Genomic DNA, 16739 nt, shown 5'->3' with positions numbered 1-16739 from the left:
TGGCTCCTTGGACGTTTCAGCCGTCCGTTCAAATTCAAGCACGTTTTGACATCATCTGCGATTCCCGGTCTCGGCCGGGGATCGCCTCGATCAGGCTCTGGGTGTAGGCGTGTTTCGGTGCGGTAAAGATGTCCGCGCCGGTGCCAAGCTCGACCACCTGACCCTTCTGCATCACCATCACACGGTCGCAGATTTGCGCGGCGACGCGCAAGTCGTGGGTGATGAAGACCAGCGACAGGTCGAGCTCCTTCTTGAGCTTACCCAGCAGCTCCAGCACCTGCGCCTGGATGGAGACGTCGAGCGCAGACACCGCCTCGTCGGCGATGATGATCTCCGGCTCCAGCGCCAAGGCCCGCGCGATGCCGATACGCTGACGCTGACCGCCCGAGAACTCATGCGGGAAGCGGTTGGCGCTCTTCGGATCGAGGCCGACCAACTCCATCAGTTCGGCGGCGCGCGACAACGCGTTCTTCTCGTTTTCGCCATAGGCAATCGGACCATCGGCAATGATGCGCCCGACTTTTTCGCGCGGATTGAGCGACGAGAACGGATCCTGGAAGATCATCTGCATGCGCCGGCGCATGGCGCGAAGCTCCGCGCCCTTCAGATGCGCCATGTCTTTGCCGCCGAGCAGAACGCGGCCGCTGTCCGGGTCCTGAAGCCGTACGAGACAGCGCCCGACCGATGACTTGCCGGAGCCGCTTTCCCCGACAATGCCGAGCGTCTCTCCCCGTCCCAGCGTGAAGGTTACGCCCTTGACCGCATCGACGGATTTCTGTTTCGAAAACAGCCCGCCACCCATGCGATAGGTCTTGGTGAGATTTTCGACCGACAGCACCGTTTCGCGTTGCGGCTGCGAGGCGCTGCCGCCGCTCGGCTTCGGAATCGCGGCGATCAGCTTTCTCGTATAGGGATGCCGTGGCGAATAGAGCACATCCTCCGCCGGGCCTTGCTCGACGATGCGGCCGAGTTGCATGACGGTGACATAGTCGGCGATCTCCGCCACCACGCCGAAATCATGGGTGATGAACATCACCGCCATGTTGCGCTCGGTCTGCAGGCGGCGGATTAGTTGCAATATCTGCGCCTGGGTGGTGACGTCGAGCGCGGTCGTGGGCTCGTCGGCGATCAGCACCTGCGGCTCCAGCGCCAGCGCCATGGCGATCATGACGCGTTGCCGCTGGCCGCCGGAAAGCTGAAATGGGTAGGAGCCCGCCGCGCGTATCGGATCCGGCAGGCCGACCTCGGTGAGCAGATCCAGCGCCTTCGCCTTGCGCTCCTTGGGACTCAGCAGCCCGTGCGCTTCGAACACTTCCTCGATTTGCGCCGACACCTTCATCAGCGGGTTCAGCGCCGACATCGGTTCCTGGAAGATCATTGCCACGCGGCGGCCACGGATACCGTAAAGCTGCTCGGGGGGAAGTTGTAGGAGGTCAGCGCCGTCAAGCAGGATGCGTCCTTGAGCGACGCGAACAGTTTCGGGCAGGAGTCCCATCAACGCATTGGCCGACATTGACTTGCCTGAGCCGCTTTCGCCGACGACGCACAACATTTCCCCCGGATGCAGCCGGAAGCTGACGCGATCCACCGCATAGGGCCGGTCAGCACCTTCCGGCAGGGCGATGCTCAGCCGGTCGATATGCACCACCGGTTCGCCACGCTCGATGCGGTCCGGATGAATGTCGATGTCGAAAGATATCTCTTCGGTCATCATGTCCCCTCACTTTCCACGGCGCGCGAGGCGCGGATTGAGGGCATCGTTCAGTCCCTCGCCGACGAGGTTGAGGGCGAGCACTGTGAGCAGGATGGCAAGACCCGGAAAGAAGCTGACCCACCAGGCCTGCCGGATAACCGTGCGACCCGCGCCGATGATATAGCCCCAGGACATGACGTTGCGGTCGCCAAGCCCAAGGAAGGACAGCGAGCTTTCGATGAGAATGGCGGCGGCCACCATCATCGAGGCAAGCACGATGATCGGAGACAGCGTGTTGGGCAGGATCTGCCGCCAGATGATGGTTGCGTGCGTCTGGCCGGACAGTACCGCCGCCTCGACGAATTCCCGTGACCTGAGCGACATCACCTCTCCGCGCAGCAGCCGGGCGACCGGCGGCCACGACACCACGGCAATCGCCACCACGATCGATGCGATGGACGGCTGGAAGATGGCGACCAGTACCACGGCAAGTGCGAAGCTCGGCACGCTCTGGAAGAATTCGGTAAAGCGCATCAGACAATCGTCCACCCAACCGCCGAAATAGCCGGCGATCGCGCCGATCGGTATGCCGATTACCAGCGACACGACCGTCGAGACGAAGCCGACGAGCAGCGAGACCTGAGCGCCATGGGCGAGGCCGGAGGCGAGGTCGCGGCCCATCGGATCGGTTCCCAACGGAAACCGATCCATGGTGAAAGGCGCCAGGAACGGCCGTTGCACCATGGCCCAGGGCGATTTCGGGTAGAGAAATGGAGCGACAATCGAAAGGGCGATAACAGCGAACAGAATAAGGAGACCGATGACGGCGCCTTTGTTGCGGGAGAAGCGTTTCCAGAAATCCTTCATGACGTCACCCGGATACGCGGATCGACGATGCGATAGAGCACATCGGTGATCAGATTGAAGAGAAGCACCATGGCGGCGGAGACGATGAAGACGCCGAGGAGCAGGTTATAGTCGCGCTGGGATAGTGCATCGAACATCAGGCGCCCAATGCCAGGCCAGGCGAAGACCGTTTCGATCAAAACCGCGCCGCCCACCAGTTGCCCGGCCTGGAGGCCGGCAAGGGTCACGACCGGGAGGATGGCATTGCGCAGGACATGGCGGCGCTGGATGACGGCGGGGCGCAGCCCCTTGGCCTTCGCCGTCTTGACGAAATCCATGCGGCTCACTTCCAGCATCGAGGCACGCGTCATGCGCGCATAGACGGCCATAAAAAACAGCCCGAGCGTCAGGGCAGGCAAGATGAGGTGATAAAGAATATCGAAGGCGCGGGTAAAGCCCGTGTAATCGGCGCCGACCGTCTCGTAACCGAAGCCGGGTAGCCAGCCGAGCTGCACGGAAAACAAAAGTACCGCCATCAGTGCCAGCCAGAAGAGCGGCGTCGCATAGAAGATAAGTGCTACCAGCGAGATGATCGTATCCGACCAACGCCCCTGTCGAGCCGAGGCAACAGCTCCGGCGAGAATGCCGAGCCCCAATGAAATGACGAAGGCGGTGAGGGAGAGAAGAAGCGTCGCTGGAAGGCGGTCCGCGATCAACTGGATAACGGGGAGCTGCTGGCGGTAGGAATAGCCGAGATCGAGCCGCATGACGGATGAGACATAGATCCAGAGCTGTACATAAAGCGGCTGGTCAAGTCCAAAGCGCTCCCGCAATTGTTGCAGGAAGGTGGCGTCGGCATCGCCGGCTTCTCCCGCCATGACCGCCGCGGGGTCACCCGGAGCGGCATGAATGAGGAGGAAGTTCAAAATTGTTATGCAGATCAGGATGACAGCAGCCTTTAGCAATCGTCCTGCCACGAAGCGCACCATAACAGCCCCCTGGTTAGGGTTTCCATGCATTGCGGGAGAGCTGCGCGAGACATGTCTCGCGCAGCAATTCACTGCTCGATGTAGGTGTCACGAAGAGAATCGTTCAAACCCATTCCGGTGGTGATCAGATCCTTGATTTTGCAGTTGTAGATCGTCGGGAAGCTGAGTTCGAGAAGCCAGGCCACGGGCACGTCTTCCTGCAGTTTCACCTGCACCTGATCGTAGAGGACCTTTCGCTTCTCCGCCGGAAACGCAAAGGCCGCTTGCTCGAGAAGCTTGTCTATATCCGCATTGCTATAGCCTTCGACATTGTTCCAGGGGGAACCCTTGGCAATCTGCGCCGACTTGTAATTGCGCTCGACGCCAACCGCCGGGTCGCCATTCTGGTAAAGGTAGGTAAATGCCAGGTCGTAATCCCAGTTGCTGACCTTCTGGTTCCAACCCGCCACGTCCGTGGCCTCGATTTCCACCGGGATGCCGACATCTGCAAGATTCTGCTTCACGGCCTCCGCCCAACGCTGCCAGGTCTCGCCATATGGCAAGGGGAGAAGCCGAAGCGGTTTACCGTTGTAGCCGATCTCTTTCAGCAGGGCCTTGGACTTGTCAGGATCATAGGGGTATTCCGGGCCGCCTTGCGCATAGAAGGGCAATCCGGATGAGAAGGGACCGGTCGCAACCTTGCCCATTCCATTCCACAGTGCATCACGCGCGAACCCCCGGTCGAGCGCATACATGATCGCCTGACGGAATTTCGGATTGTCCATGGGGGCGGTGCGATTGTTCAGCCACAACCACGAAAGAGGCGAATAAAACTCCCATCCCTTCTGTGTCACGCAGGTATTGGGGAGGGCGGACACCCTGGGAACGTCGAAATTCTCTACCGATCCGCCGGGCAGGACATCGACCTTTCCCGTCTCGTAGGCAACCGATCTGGATGCTGCGTCCGGGATGATGTGGTAGTAGACTTCGTCAAGATAGGGCTTGCCCTTGATGTAATAGTCCTTGTTCTTCTCCAGCTTGATGTAGCTGCCCTTTTTCCATTCAACGAACTTGAACGGCCCCGTCCCGATCGGCTTTTCGTTGGCCGGATTGGTCATATAGTCCGTGCCCTCATAGATATGTTTCGGGATGATGGGCATTGCGCCGTAATCCATGGCGCGGATGAAGGGCTCGAAGGGCTGCTTGAGCTTAAAGACGACGGTCTTGTCATCCGGCGCAGTGACGCTTTCCACGCGTGCCATCGTATTTCGATGCTTTGCAAGCGTTTTGGGCAGGAAGTCTTTCACAGAAAATAGGACGTCCGCTGACGTCATCGGCTGCCCATCGTGGAATTTCACATTATCCTGCAGGTGAAAGGTGTAGGTCAGTCCGTCGGATGAGATTTCCCACGATTTCGCCAATGAAGGCATTGGCCGCAGTTTGTCGTCGTAGCGCAGCAGACTTTCATAGATTTCACCGCCGACAAGTCCGCTTGGACCGTTCGAGACGATGCCGATCATCAGCCCCGGCGGTTCCGGCTGGACGATGAGATTGATCTTGCCGCCCTCGACCGGCGCGGCATAGGCGGCACTTGCGGTAAGGATCAGGGCGAGGGACATGGAAAGCAGGCGTCGCATGAAGTTCCCCTTATGGATTTTCGTTTGCTTGCGGACGTTACTTTGCATTGCGGCATCGCTCCGAAAGCCGGGTTACGGCTGTCAGAAGGGGCGGTGCTTATTCAACGGATCGGAGCTTTTTGCGTGTCAGTCAGGGCGGACGACGCTCCGATGGTCAACCGATATACTGGTATATGTTTGCATCAGTGGTCGCATTAAGAGCCTCCCAAGCGCTACCTGTCAAGCGGCTCCCTGGGAAAATTCGCATAAGTTTTGAGCGCGCCCTTGAGGTGCTTATTAATTGCTCATAGTTGGATGCAGGCGGGCGGGGAGAAGCTTGAATTGCCGAAAAAAGCACCGGTCTAAATGCTGGCGCAGAAGCAAATGTTCGAGAGGAGCGCGAGGGAGAGATAGTAGACGAAAGGTCTACGGCTGCGATTGATGGGTGCTGCCCAGAGAGCCGCTTTGTTACAGAAGAGGCACAGAGTCTTTGGGTGGGCGCTCAGCCCACCCGGTTCATGACCCAATAGACCAGCGCGGAGATTGCAGCAGCGGCAGGCAGCGTCACCACCCATGCGATGACGATATTGCCGGCGAGCCCCCAGCGCACCGCGGAAAGGCGCCGGGAAGCGCCGACGCCGATAATGGCGCCGGTGATCGTGTGGGTCGTCGAGACCGGAATGCCGAGCCAGGTCGCCGCAAACAATGTGATTGCGCCGCCAGTCTCCGCGCAGAAGCCCTGCATCGGATTGAGCTTGGTGATCTTCGAGCCCATCGTATGCACGATCCGCCAGCCGCCGAACAAGGTTCCAAGCGCCATCGCGGACTGGCAGGACAGCACCACCCAGAGCGGCACATGGAACTCCCCGCCGCCATAGCCTTGGGAATAGAGCAGCACGGCAATGATCCCCATCGTCTTCTGGGCATCGTTGCCGCCATGACCGAGCGAATAGAGCGAGGCGGAGATGAATTGCAGCACGCGGAATGTGCTGTCGACGGCAAAGGGTGTCTGCCGGACGAAGATCCACGTCACGCACAAGATAAGGAGAAGCGCGAGCACGAAGCCCAGCATCGGCGAAAGCACGATGGCGCCGGCCGTCTTCAGCAGGCCTGACCAGACAATCGCGCTTGTGCCGGTCTTGGCCAGTCCGGCGCCGACCAGTCCGCCGACCAGCGCATGCGACGAACTCGACGGGATGCCGAATATCCAGGTGACGATATTCCAGACGATGGCGCCCATCAGCGCGGCGAAGATGACCTGCGGCGTGACGATGCCCGGATCGATGATGCCGGTGCCGAGGGTTTCGGCCACATGCAGGCCGAAGAACAGGAAGGCGATGAAATTGAAGAAAGCGGCCCACATTACGGCATATTGCGGCCGCAGCACGCGGGTGGAGACGATGGTGGCGATCGAATTGGCCGCGTCGTGCAGCCCGTTGAGAAAGTCGAAGAACAGTGCGACGGCAATCAGGCCCGCCAGCAGCGGAAGGGCGAGGGTGGCCTCCATCAGACGTTCTCGATCACGATGCCGCTGATCTCATTGGCGACGTCCTCGAAGCGGTCGACCACTTTCTCCAGTTCACCATAGATCTCGCTGCCGATGATATAGGCCATTGGGTTCGACCCGCCATGACGGCGGAAGAGATCCTTGAGACCCTGCTCATGCAGTTCGTCGGAACGGCCCTCGACTTTCACCACTTCTTCGGTGAGCACGCTGAGGCGCGCCGAGTTGGCACCCATGCGATCGAGCAGCGGGATTGCCTCGGCGACCAGCTTGGCGGCCTGGACGATCGCAGCGCCCATCTCCTGCATTCTGGGATCGAAACTGGTCTGTTCGAACAGCCGGATGGTCTTGACCGTCTTGTGCATCATGTCGATGGCATCATCCATCGACATGATCAGGTCCTTGATATCCCCGCGATCGAAGGGCGTGATGAAGCTGCGCCGAACGGCGAGCAGCACTTCGCGGGCAATCTCATCGGCCTCGTTTTCGAGCGCGACGATGCGCTGGCAATGTTGCTCCGTGTCCTTGCCGGCCAGCAATTCGTTCAAAGCTTCGGCCGCGCCGACGATGGTGCGGGAATGCCGCTCGAAGAGATCAAAAAAGCGATCTTCCCGTGGCATCAATTTACGAAACCAGTTCACTGTCGGCGCTCCAAACATGCGTTGTCATAAATCCGTCATAAATGACGGAGCGTGACATGAAAAGCCGATACGCCTGGGAAACGACACGCTCCAACAGCGTCGTCCCAAGGTTTGAACCGTTCAGGCGGGCTCTATTCTGTTTCCCTCGCCGTCGAAGAAATGCAAGGCATTGGCGGAAGCGGCAACCACAAGCTCGGCATCGATCGCGATCTGAGACCGCCCGGAAACGCGAAAGACGATGTCCTGGCCGTCCGGAAGGATGCCGTAGACATAGCTTTCCGCGCCCACCAGCTCGACCGCCTGGACGCGCACCCTCGCGCTAAACGCGGCGGCCTTTCCACCTTCGGCCAGATGAAGGTCTTCGGGCCGGATGCCGATGGTCGTGTCGCTGCTGACGGAGCCGGCACCTGCCGAAAGGGCAAGGCCACTTTTCTCCGTGATCTTCAGGAGGTTCATCGATGGCGAGCCGATGAAGGTTGCGACGAAGGTCGTGGCCGGCCGCTCGTAAAGCTCGATGGGCGTGCCGACCTGCTCGATCCGGCCGCCATTCAGCACGACAAGTCGGTCGGCCAGCGTCATCGCCTCCATCTGGTCGTGCGTGACGTAGACGCTGGTGGTTGCGAGAGAGCGTTGCAGCCGCTTGATCTCGACGCGCATCTGCACGCGCAGCTTGGCGTCGAGATTGGAGAGCGGCTCATCGAACAGGAAGGCCGCCGGCTCGCGCACGATGGCGCGGCCCATGGCGACGCGCTGGCGCTGGCCGCCGGACAATTGGCGCGGTTTGCGCTCCAGGAATTGCTCGATCTCCAGCGAGCGAGCCGTCTTGGCGATCCGCCGCTCGATCTCGTCCTTCGGCATGTTGCGGTTCTTCAACCCGTAGGCCAGGTTCTGGCGCACCGTCATATGCGGATAGAGCGCATAATTCTGGAAGACCATGGCGATGTCACGGTCCGACGGCTCCAGCTCGTTGACCACCCGATCATTGATCGACACCGTGCCCGAGGTGATGCTTTCCAGGCCGGCAATCATGCGCAGCAGCGTAGACTTGCCGCAGCCGGAAGGCCCGACCAGCACGACGAGTTCGCCGTCAGCAATATCGAGCGACACGCCCTTGATGACGTCGATGCCGCCGCCATAGGTTTTGCGGACATCCTTGAGGGTGATCCCAGCCATTATTTCTCCGTCTCCACAAGACCTTTGACGAACCAGCGCTGCATCAGCACCACGACGACGATAGGCGGAATGATCGCCAGGATCGCCGTCACCATCACGAAATTCCACGGCGTCGCCGCATCGGCGAAATCCACCATTTTCCGGAGCCCAATGATGATCGTCGACATCTTGGCGTCGTTGGTGACGAGCAGCGGCCACAGATACTGCGTCCAGCCATAGATGAAGAGGATCACGAACAGGGCGGCGATATTGGTCTTCGACAGCGGCAGCAGGATATCGCGCATGAAGCGGAAGGGTCCGGCATTGTCGATGCGCGCCGCCTCCAGCAACTCACCGGGAACCGTCAGGAAGAATTGCCGGAATAAAAAGGTCGCGGTGGCTGACGCCATCAGCGGCAGGGTCAGGCCGGCATAGGTGTCGATCATGCCGAGATCGACGATGACCTTGTAGGTCGGCAGGATGCGGACTTCCACCGGCAGCATCAGCGTCACGAAGATCATCCAGAAGAACACCATCCGCAGCGGAAAGCGGAAGAAGACGATCGCGAAGGCCGACAGGAAGGAAATCGCGATCTTGCCGACGGCGATGACGACCGCCACGACGAATGTGTTCCAGAGCATGCGCGGCAGGCTGACGCCGACCACGCGCTCGACGCCGCCGGAAAGCGCTTCCCCATAGTTCTCGACAAAATGACCGCCGGGCAGCAGCGAGATCGGCGGCCGCAGGATTTCAGCTGAAGTCATCGTCGAGGCGACGAAGGTGTAATAGATCGGGAAGGCGACGATGATGATGCCGAGGATCAGCATCAGATGGCCGATGAGATTGGCGACGGGACGTTTTTCGATCATCGGCTCGCCTCACGCATAATGCACGCGCTTCTCGACGAAGCGGAATTGGAAGGCCGTGAGCGCAATGACAATCACCATGAGGATGACGGACTGGGCTGCCGAGGAGCCGAGGTTGAGATTGACGAAGCCGTCATTGTAGACCTTGTAGACGAGGGTCTCCGTCGCCTTGGCCGGACCGCCGCCGGTAACGGCATGGATGATGCCGAAGGTGTCGAAGAAGGCGTAGACCGTGTTGACCACCAGCAGGAAGAAGGTCGTCGGCGCGAGCAGTGGAAAGACGATAGTCCAGAAGCGCCGGTTGCCGCGCGCGCCGTCGATGGAGGCGGCTTCCAGCAGTGATTTGGGGATTGCTTGCAAGCCGGCAACGAAGAACAGGAAATTGTAGCTGATCTGCTTCCAGGCGGCGGCAACGATCACCAGCACCATGGCCTGGTTGCCGTTCAACAGCGGATCCCAGGCAAAGCCGTTGCGGCGCAGAATATAGGCGAGGGTGCCCATCGCCGGATTGAACATGAAGAGCCACAACATGCCGGCGACGGCGGGTGCGACCGCATAGGGCCAGATCAGCAGCGTGCGATAGAGGGTCTGCCCGCGCACCACCTTGTCGGCGGCGGTCGCAAGCGCCAGCGCGACGATCATCGACAGCAGCGCCGTCGCGACACTGAAGACCACCGTCACCTGCAGGGAGTGCAGATAGGTCTCGTCGGACAGCACGGCGCGGAAATTGGCGAGCCCCACGAAGCCGCTCTTCAGTCCGAAGGGATCCTCGCGCTGCATCGACTGATAAAGCGCCTGGCTTGCCGGCCAGAAAAAGAAGACCACCGTCAGGATGATCTGCGGAGCAACGAGGAGATAGGGAAGGATCTTGTTGGGAAAGACGACACGCTGCACGGCGATCTCCTAGGACGGGGAAATTGCCCGCAGCCTCAGCGGCTGCGGGCTGGACCGCATCAATGCGTCAATTGCCGATGGCCTGCTGGATGGCGGCGTTGCCGCGCTGAACGGCCTTGTCGAGCGCGGTCTTTGCGTCTTCCTTGCCGGCCAGCATCGCCTCGAACTCCTCGTTCATGATGTCGCGCACCTGCGGCAGGTTGACCAGGCGCACGCCCTTGGAGTTCGCTGTCGGCGCCTTGCCGAGCATCTGCAGGATCGGCGTCTCGCGGCCTGGGTTCTTCTCGTAGAAGCCGGACTTCTTCGTCTCCTCATAGGCCGCCATCGTCACCGGCAGGTAGCCGGAGACCTGATGCAGTCGCGACTGGATCTTGGTCTGCGAGAGGAAGTGAAAGAATTCGGCTATGCCCTTATATTCGGTATCGGTCTTGCCCCCGAAAACCCAAAGGCTGGCGCCGCCGGGGATGGTGTTTTGCGGCCGGCCTTCACCGTCGTAATAGGGGAGCTGTCCGATGCCGTAATTCATGCCGCTCTTGACGATATCGCCGAGACCGCCGGAAGATTCCGTCAGGATGCCGCATTCTCCGGAGGTGAAGAGCTGCTTGGCTTCCGACGTACGGCCGCCGTAGCGGAAGGTGCCGTCCTTGGCGAGATCGGCGATCGCCTGGAAGTGCTTCTCGAAGAGCGGCGTGTTGAATTCGAGTTTGACGTCGGTGCCGCCGAGGCCGTTTTCATTGCTGCCATAGGCGACATTGTTCCAGGCGGCAAAGTTCTCGGTCTGGATCCAGGTGAGCCAGGTGGAGGTGAAGCCGCAGGCCGATGCACCGCTCGACTTGATCTTCTTGGCGGCGTCGAACACTTCCGGCCAGGTCTTCGGCGGGCTTTCGGGATCGAGCCCGGCCTTCTTGAAGGTGTCCTTGTTGTAATAAAGGATCGGCGAGGAGGAGTTGTAGGGGAAGGACAGCATGGTCCCGTCGGGCCTGGAATAATAGGAGACGATGCCGGGCAGATACAGCGACTTGTCGAAGGTATAGCCGCCCTTCTTCAGTACGTTGGCCGCCGGCATGATCGCGCCTTCGGCCCCCATCATCACGCCGCTACCGGCGTCGAAGACCTGCAGGATTGCCGGAGCCTGCTTGGCTCGAAACGCGGCGATGCCGGCATTCAGCGCTTCCGGATAGGTGCCCTTGAAGACCGGGACGATCTTGTAGTCCTTCTGGCTCTCGTTGAATTCCTTGGCCAGTTGCTCGACGACCTCGTTATTGGCGCCCGACATGGCGTGCCACCATTGGAGCTCGGTCAGCGCAAATGCGTTCGATGTAACGGAAAACGAGGCGGCAATCGCCGCAGCTGAAGCGCAGATAAAACGTATGGACATGTTTCCTCCCAAGTGTCCCGACAGGCGCAGACCGCACCCAACCCCATTTCCAGCGAGGATCCTCCTCGATCCTCACGCCGGACATTCCATTCGAAAACCGCTGTTTGCAACGGATTCCTCGCGGCAAGAACGATTGCCCTTCGTCATTTCTTCGCTCTTTTTGGAAAGAGGCAACGACGACTGAATCATCCGAACCATCTATTTATGCTGAGAAATGAGAATATACGACAGTTTTGTGACAGTGCGGCTTGTAAAGATTCCGCTTGTGGAAATCTCACTCGCCGCTGCGCAAATTTCCTTCGGTTGAACCTTGCAGGCGATGCCGGCCGGCTTCCGGGTTTTCACCGGCCAGCGGTCGACGCCAAAGCTCCGCGAGAATGACGCCGCTCATGGTCAAGGCTCCGCCCAGGACAAGACTGGCCGTGAGTTGCTCGGACAGCAGCGGGATCGCCAGGATGGCGGTGACGACGGGCACGAAGTTGAAGAACAGCGATGCCCTTGCCGGGCCGATATGATCGATCCCGCGCATCCAGAGCAAAGGTGCTGCAACGGAAGCGGCGGCGCCGGCATAGGCGATCAGCGGCAGGCTGGCCGTGCTGATGCCCAGCCTGGGGGATAGGAGATAGATCGGCAGCAGCGAGATGGCGGCGGCACATGCCTGAAGGTAGAGCGATTGCAGCAGGGGCAGGCCGTTCGGCCAGCGCTTGAGAAGAACGGTGTAGAGGGCATAGCAGACGGTTGCCGCCAGCATGATCGCGTCACCGATATTGGGGCCTTGCGTAAACAGGGTCGCGAGCTGCCCATGCGAGGCGACGACGGCAACGCCCAGGAGCGAGACGATCCCGCCGGCAAGCGCGCCATAGGTCATCCGGTGACCGAGCAGGATGATCGCCAGAACCAGAGACAGAAGAGGCATCAGCGACTGGATAATGCCGAGATGCATGGCCGAGGTGTATCGGGCGGCAATATAGGAGAGATAGGGGAGCGCCGCGCCGCCGAGAAGGCCCAGGATCAGGAGGCGCCAGCCATGAGTGGCGAGCACCGCACGGTTCATCCAGACCTGCCGGGCGACAAACGGCGTCAGGATCAGGATTGCCAGAACCCACCGGTAGAAGGCGATTTCCGCCGGCGAAATAACACCGGCCGATGCCTTGGTGACGATGGCGTTGCCACCCCAGATCAATGCCGTGATGAGGAGAAGGATGTAGCTCATCCGCCCTGTCCATTTGGTTCAAGGCCAGCGTAGATCGCGTCGCCTTCTCGGTATATGCTTCGATTGCGACAAAGCGTAATGCGAGACTGACAGATGCCCACCATCGCCGTGCCGCCACCTTTGGAAGATCTGCCTTCGGACGTCTATTTCCGGGCGGAGGATTTCGGTCCCGACACCTATATGGCGCCGCACGCACATGTCTTCGGTCAGTTGAGCTTTGTTTCCTACGGCTCGATGAATATCGATGTGGAGGGCAAGCGCTTTTTGTCACCGCCACACTATGCCGTCTGGATCCCGCCGCGCTGGAAACACAGCGCCTATAATGAGACCGCGACCGCCTATCGCTCGGTCTATATTTCAGCTCAGTGCTCGGGGCGGTTTTCCGATCGGCCCTGTGCGCTGGAACTAAGTCCGATCTTGCGGGCGATCCTCGTCGATTTCGCCGAACGTGACATTCATGTGCCGGAGACCGATCGTGACCGGCGGCTCGCCGAGGTCCTGCTCGACCAGATCGAGATCGCGCCACCGCACGAGGCCTATCTGCCTCATGCCGCTTCGGCTGAAATCCAGTCGATCCTGGATGCGCTTCAGGCCGATCCGGCAAGCGACCTGCCGCTCGCGGCCTGGGCGGAGCGCTTCCATATGACGGTCCGCACGCTGGAGCGGCGCTGCCAGCGCGAACTCGGGATTTCGCTCGGGGAATGGCGGCAGCGGATGCGTTTCCTATGCGCCGTCGAGTGGCTCGACAAGGGGCGCACCATACAGGCAATCGCCTTCGACCTTGGCTACAGCACGCCTTCGGCCTTCATCGCCATGTTCAAACGCCTGTCCGGCAAGACGCCGGAGCAGTACCGGGTCGGTCGATAGGCAAAGTTTTCCTTATGCTTCGTATAATTTCCAAAAGCTTCATTCATGATCTGCCGTTCTCCATGATGCGGCATCGTTAAAGATAACGGCGTGTTGAGAAGAGATTGAGCAATGAAAAGCGACCAGACCTTGGAAGGCCGAGACATATCCATTGAGCGGGATCGGCCCGCCATTCGCGATGCCAGCGATGGGGATATGGAGGCCATCCGCGACATCTATACGCATCATGTTCTCCACGGACTGGCGACGTTCGAGGAGGTGCCGCCATCGGCCGACGAGCTTCGGTCGCGCCGGGCGTCCGTGCTCGGCGTGGGGCTGCCCTATCTCGTTGCCGAATTGAATGGCGAGATCGTCGGCTACAGCTATGCGACCGCCTATCGACCTCGCCCCGCCTATCGTTTCTCGATCGAGGATTCGGTCTACGTCGCGGATGGTCTCGGCGGCCGGGGTGTCGGCAGCGCGCTTCTCCAGGAACTCATCGCCCGCTGCGAGAAGGGGCCTTGGCGACAGATGCTGGCCGTCATCGGCAATAGCGGCAATGCAGGCTCGCTCGCACTGCATCGCCGGATGGGGTTCCAGCCCATCGGGACGTTCAAGTCCGCAGGCTTCAAGCTTGGCCGATGGGTGGATACGGTGCTGATGCAACGGGCATTGGGGGAGGGCGACCAGACGACGCCGGCGCAAAACAAACCGGAAGCGGATCGGTGATTTCCGGCAGGACGATCCTGTGCCTTGCGTTATCGCAGCTCATCGCCTGGGGTGTTACCTATTACCTGATCGGCGTATTCGACATGTTGATGGCTGCCGATCTTGGCTGGTCAAGCGAGATCATCCATGGCGGATTTGCGATAGGGCTGTTGGCGATGGGCATGGTCTCGCCGCTTGCCGGGCGCTCGATCGATCGTCTAGGTGGACGAAAAGTGATGGTCGCGGGGGCTGTGCTGACGGCGATCGGATGTTTCGCGCTCGCCATCTGCGAGACGCTGACGGGGTATTACGCTGCCTGGATCTGTCTCGGCATCGCCATGCGGCTCACCCTTTATGATGCGGCATTTGCGGCGCTCGCACGGATCGGTGGTCTCCAGGCCCGTCGCCCCATGTCCCAGATCACTCTGTTGGGCGGCCTTGCCTCCGCCACCTTCTGGCCGGCCGGTCATTTCCTTGCCGTCACTTTCGGCTGGCGCGGCGCGGTTGCCGTCTATGGTGGCCTCGCTCTTTTGACAATCCCGCTCTATCTGGCGATCCCGGAAGAGCAGGCGGGAGCCCAGTCAGAGACCGCCGCGCATTCTCCGCCGCTCGCAAGCGAGCCTAGGCACGTCATCGTCTTCGGCGGACTCTATGCATTGCTGACGGGCCTTGCCAATTTCCTGAACGCCGGCATGTCCGCCCATATGATCGGTATCTTGACCGGTCTTGGTCTGGCTGCGTCGGCAGCCGTCTGGATCGCCGCTTCGCGCGGCGTCGGGCAATCTCTCGCACGCCTCTGCGAGGTGCTTTTCGGCCGCGAGATCGATCCGCTCCTCCTCACTCTTCTCGCATCCCTGATGCTTCCGATTGCTTTCGCCGCGGGCCTGTTTGCCGGCACATCGATAGTCGCGGCCATCGTCTTTGCAGCTCTCTACGGCATCGGCAATGGACTGCTGACGATCACCCGTGGCACGCTTCCGCTCATCCTGTTCGATCCCCGCAGCTACGGCTCGGTGGTGGGAAGCCTGATCGCCCCGAGCTTCGTTCTCTCTGCCACAGCACCCGTGATCTATGCATTCGTCATAGATGGTTTCGGACAAGCCGGTGCGCTCTACTTGTCGGCAAGCATTTCGATGGTTGCGCTGATTGCGGCCGCCGTCTTGCACCTGCTGGGCAGGCGGCGGCTCGGTCTCCCCATGTAGGCGATTGACAAATTCCGCCCCGAAAACCGGCCAGAAATAGGGTCAGGTCTAGCCCGGCAAGCCATCGCTTCCGCCGTTCGATAAAAACTGATGGTTGCAGACTACTCTTCTTTAACTAGGTCACTTCACGCGATGTTGGGATTTTCATGGCATAACCGTTTCAAAGAAGAGGGCGCTATGAAAGAGTTTCCAGTTTCATCGAAAATCATTAAATCCGTCGCTTTCCATCCCGAGGACGGACGTCTTTATATTCGCTTCAAAAACGGCGAGGAGCGTCTGTTTGCCGGCGTTCCGGAAAAGGCCGCTATCGCCATGGTCAAGGCGGCTTCGCCCGGCCAGCATTACATCGAACATATCCGTACCCGCTTCGAGCGCGTCGCCTAGTATTTGATATTGGCGGGGCCTTGCATCCTGGCAGGTCAAGCCACTGCGACCGGAGGCCGGATGACCTTCCGTGGATAGATAAGCCGCGTAAGATTGAAATGGTATTTTTCGAACGTCGCGTCAAAAGAACCAGAATACCTTTAGTCCACTAATTTAATAGACAATATTCCAAGCACGGGATTGCCGATGCGTTGCAGGTTTGCACGCCGGCAGGGCCGGTCAATTTTGATCGTTTCCAATATCGGGGCTTAGAATATGGGGCGTGCAGTCTTTGGAGTTTCGTTAAGAAGCAGCGTCCGCGCGGCCGTTGCCTTCTCTTTCCTTTCGCTGGCCGGTGCCCATGCCTGGGCGGCGTCCGAGGGCGCCAAGCCGATCGATGGCGGCATCCTCAAGGTTGGCCTGGGGACGGATACCGCCATCATCGATCCGTCGATCACCGGCAGTTCGATTACCGCCGTCATCACCCGTAATATCGTCGACTCGCTGGTCGGCCAGGCTGAGGACAACAGCTTTACTCCCTGGCTGGCCGAGCGCTGGGAGATCAACGGCGACAACACGGTCTATACGTTTCATCTGCGGCCGGGCGTGACCTTCAGCGATGGCACGCCGCTCGATGCGGCGGCGGTGAAGTATAATTTCGATCGCATCCTCGATCCAAAAACGACCTCGAGCTATGCAAAATCGTTGCTCGGTCCAGTCGACAAGATCGAGGCGCCGAACGCAAATATCGTCGTGATCAGCTATCGCCAGTCTTTCGCACCGCTGCTGCAGGGACTTAGCCTGCCTTATCTCGGGATCCAGTCCCCAACCTATCTGCAGAAGGCGACC

Annotated in this window: 16 protein-coding genes; 5 read left to right on the top strand and 11 right to left on the bottom strand. The window is 60.1% G+C overall.

The genetic code is table 11. The features are described 5' to 3' along the window. Positions 1-34: 34 nt before the first annotated feature. The 11 genes from RRH01S_RS22865 to RRH01S_RS22815 form a co-directional block, all read right to left on the bottom strand. Positions 35-1714: an ABC transporter ATP-binding protein gene (locus RRH01S_RS22865; protein WP_080705451.1), complete on the bottom strand. Its 1680-nt coding sequence runs from the start codon at positions 1712-1714 to the stop codon at positions 35-37. Between the two features lie 6 nt (positions 1715-1720). Further along, on the bottom strand, positions 1721-2560 hold the full coding sequence (locus tag RRH01S_RS22860; RefSeq protein WP_007692878.1) for an ABC transporter permease: 840 nt from the start codon (positions 2558-2560) through the stop codon (positions 1721-1723). Next, complete coding sequence (locus tag RRH01S_RS22855) at positions 2557-3528, bottom strand: ABC transporter permease (protein ID WP_007692880.1); 972 nt, start codon at positions 3526-3528, stop codon at positions 2557-2559. The genes RRH01S_RS22860 and RRH01S_RS22855 overlap by 4 nt, the downstream gene beginning before the upstream one ends. Before the next feature lie 68 nt (positions 3529-3596). After that, positions 3597-5144 carry an ABC transporter substrate-binding protein gene (locus tag RRH01S_RS22850; RefSeq protein ID WP_015917714.1) on the bottom strand — a complete coding sequence of 516 codons (1548 nt, stop codon included), beginning with the start codon at positions 5142-5144 and terminating at the stop codon, positions 3597-3599. 481 nt (positions 5145-5625) lie between these two features. Further along, entirely contained in the window at positions 5626-6630 is a 1005-nt protein-coding gene (locus RRH01S_RS22845) for an inorganic phosphate transporter (protein WP_037219988.1), read from the bottom strand. Next, entirely contained in the window at positions 6630-7286 is a 657-nt protein-coding gene (locus RRH01S_RS22840) for a DUF47 domain-containing protein (RefSeq protein WP_034516163.1), read from the bottom strand. The genes RRH01S_RS22845 and RRH01S_RS22840 overlap by 1 nt, the downstream gene beginning before the upstream one ends. Positions 7287-7388: 102 nt before the next feature. Further along, complete coding sequence (locus RRH01S_RS22835; RefSeq protein ID WP_015917711.1) at positions 7389-8441, bottom strand: sn-glycerol-3-phosphate import ATP-binding protein UgpC; 1053 nt, start codon at positions 8439-8441, stop codon at positions 7389-7391. Further along, positions 8441-9289 (bottom strand): sn-glycerol-3-phosphate ABC transporter permease UgpE, encoded by an 849-nt coding sequence (gene ugpE / locus RRH01S_RS22830; protein WP_007692888.1) that lies wholly within the window; start codon positions 9287-9289, stop codon positions 8441-8443. The genes RRH01S_RS22835 and ugpE overlap by 1 nt, the downstream gene beginning before the upstream one ends. Before the next feature lie 9 nt (positions 9290-9298). Beyond that, positions 9299-10180 carry a sn-glycerol-3-phosphate ABC transporter permease UgpA gene (ugpA, locus tag RRH01S_RS22825; RefSeq protein ID WP_015917710.1) on the bottom strand — a complete coding sequence of 294 codons (882 nt, stop codon included), beginning with the start codon at positions 10178-10180 and terminating at the stop codon, positions 9299-9301. A gap of 67 nt (positions 10181-10247) precedes the next feature. After that, positions 10248-11558, bottom strand: coding sequence for a sn-glycerol-3-phosphate ABC transporter substrate-binding protein UgpB (ugpB, locus tag RRH01S_RS22820; protein ID WP_015917709.1), 1311 nt, complete (start codon positions 11556-11558; stop codon positions 10248-10250). Positions 11559-11832: 274 nt separating this feature from the next. Further along, positions 11833-12771, bottom strand: coding sequence for a DMT family transporter (locus tag RRH01S_RS22815; protein ID WP_015917708.1), 939 nt, complete (start codon positions 12769-12771; stop codon positions 11833-11835). Between the two features lie 93 nt (positions 12772-12864). On the opposite strand from RRH01S_RS22815, the gene RRH01S_RS22810 reads away from it, so the two are divergent. From RRH01S_RS22810 to RRH01S_RS22790, 5 genes are all read left to right on the top strand, one after another. Continuing rightward, complete coding sequence (locus RRH01S_RS22810; protein ID WP_015917707.1) at positions 12865-13638, top strand: AraC family transcriptional regulator; 774 nt, start codon at positions 12865-12867, stop codon at positions 13636-13638. Between the two features lie 111 nt (positions 13639-13749). After that, entirely contained in the window at positions 13750-14346 is a 597-nt protein-coding gene (locus RRH01S_RS22805) for a GNAT family N-acetyltransferase (protein WP_015917706.1), read from the top strand. Further along, positions 14343-15527, top strand: coding sequence for an MFS transporter (locus tag RRH01S_RS22800; RefSeq protein ID WP_015917705.1), 1185 nt, complete (start codon positions 14343-14345; stop codon positions 15525-15527). Before RRH01S_RS22805 ends, RRH01S_RS22800 begins: the two co-directional genes overlap by 4 nt. 177 nt (positions 15528-15704) lie before the next feature. Further along, on the top strand, positions 15705-15911 hold the full coding sequence (locus tag RRH01S_RS22795) for a KTSC domain-containing protein (RefSeq protein ID WP_015917704.1): 207 nt from the start codon (positions 15705-15707) through the stop codon (positions 15909-15911). 255 nt (positions 15912-16166) lie between these two features. Further along, on the top strand, positions 16167-16739 hold a 573-nt coding region (locus RRH01S_RS22790; RefSeq protein ID WP_042474320.1), incomplete at its 3' end, for an ABC transporter substrate-binding protein.

This window comes from Rhizobium rhizogenes NBRC 13257 (assembly GCF_000696095.1).
Classification (GTDB): Bacteria; Pseudomonadota; Alphaproteobacteria; order Rhizobiales; family Rhizobiaceae; genus Rhizobium; species Rhizobium rhizogenes.
The sequence above is the reverse complement of the archived record's forward strand: the minus strand, read 5'-3'. Positions and strand labels throughout refer to the sequence as shown.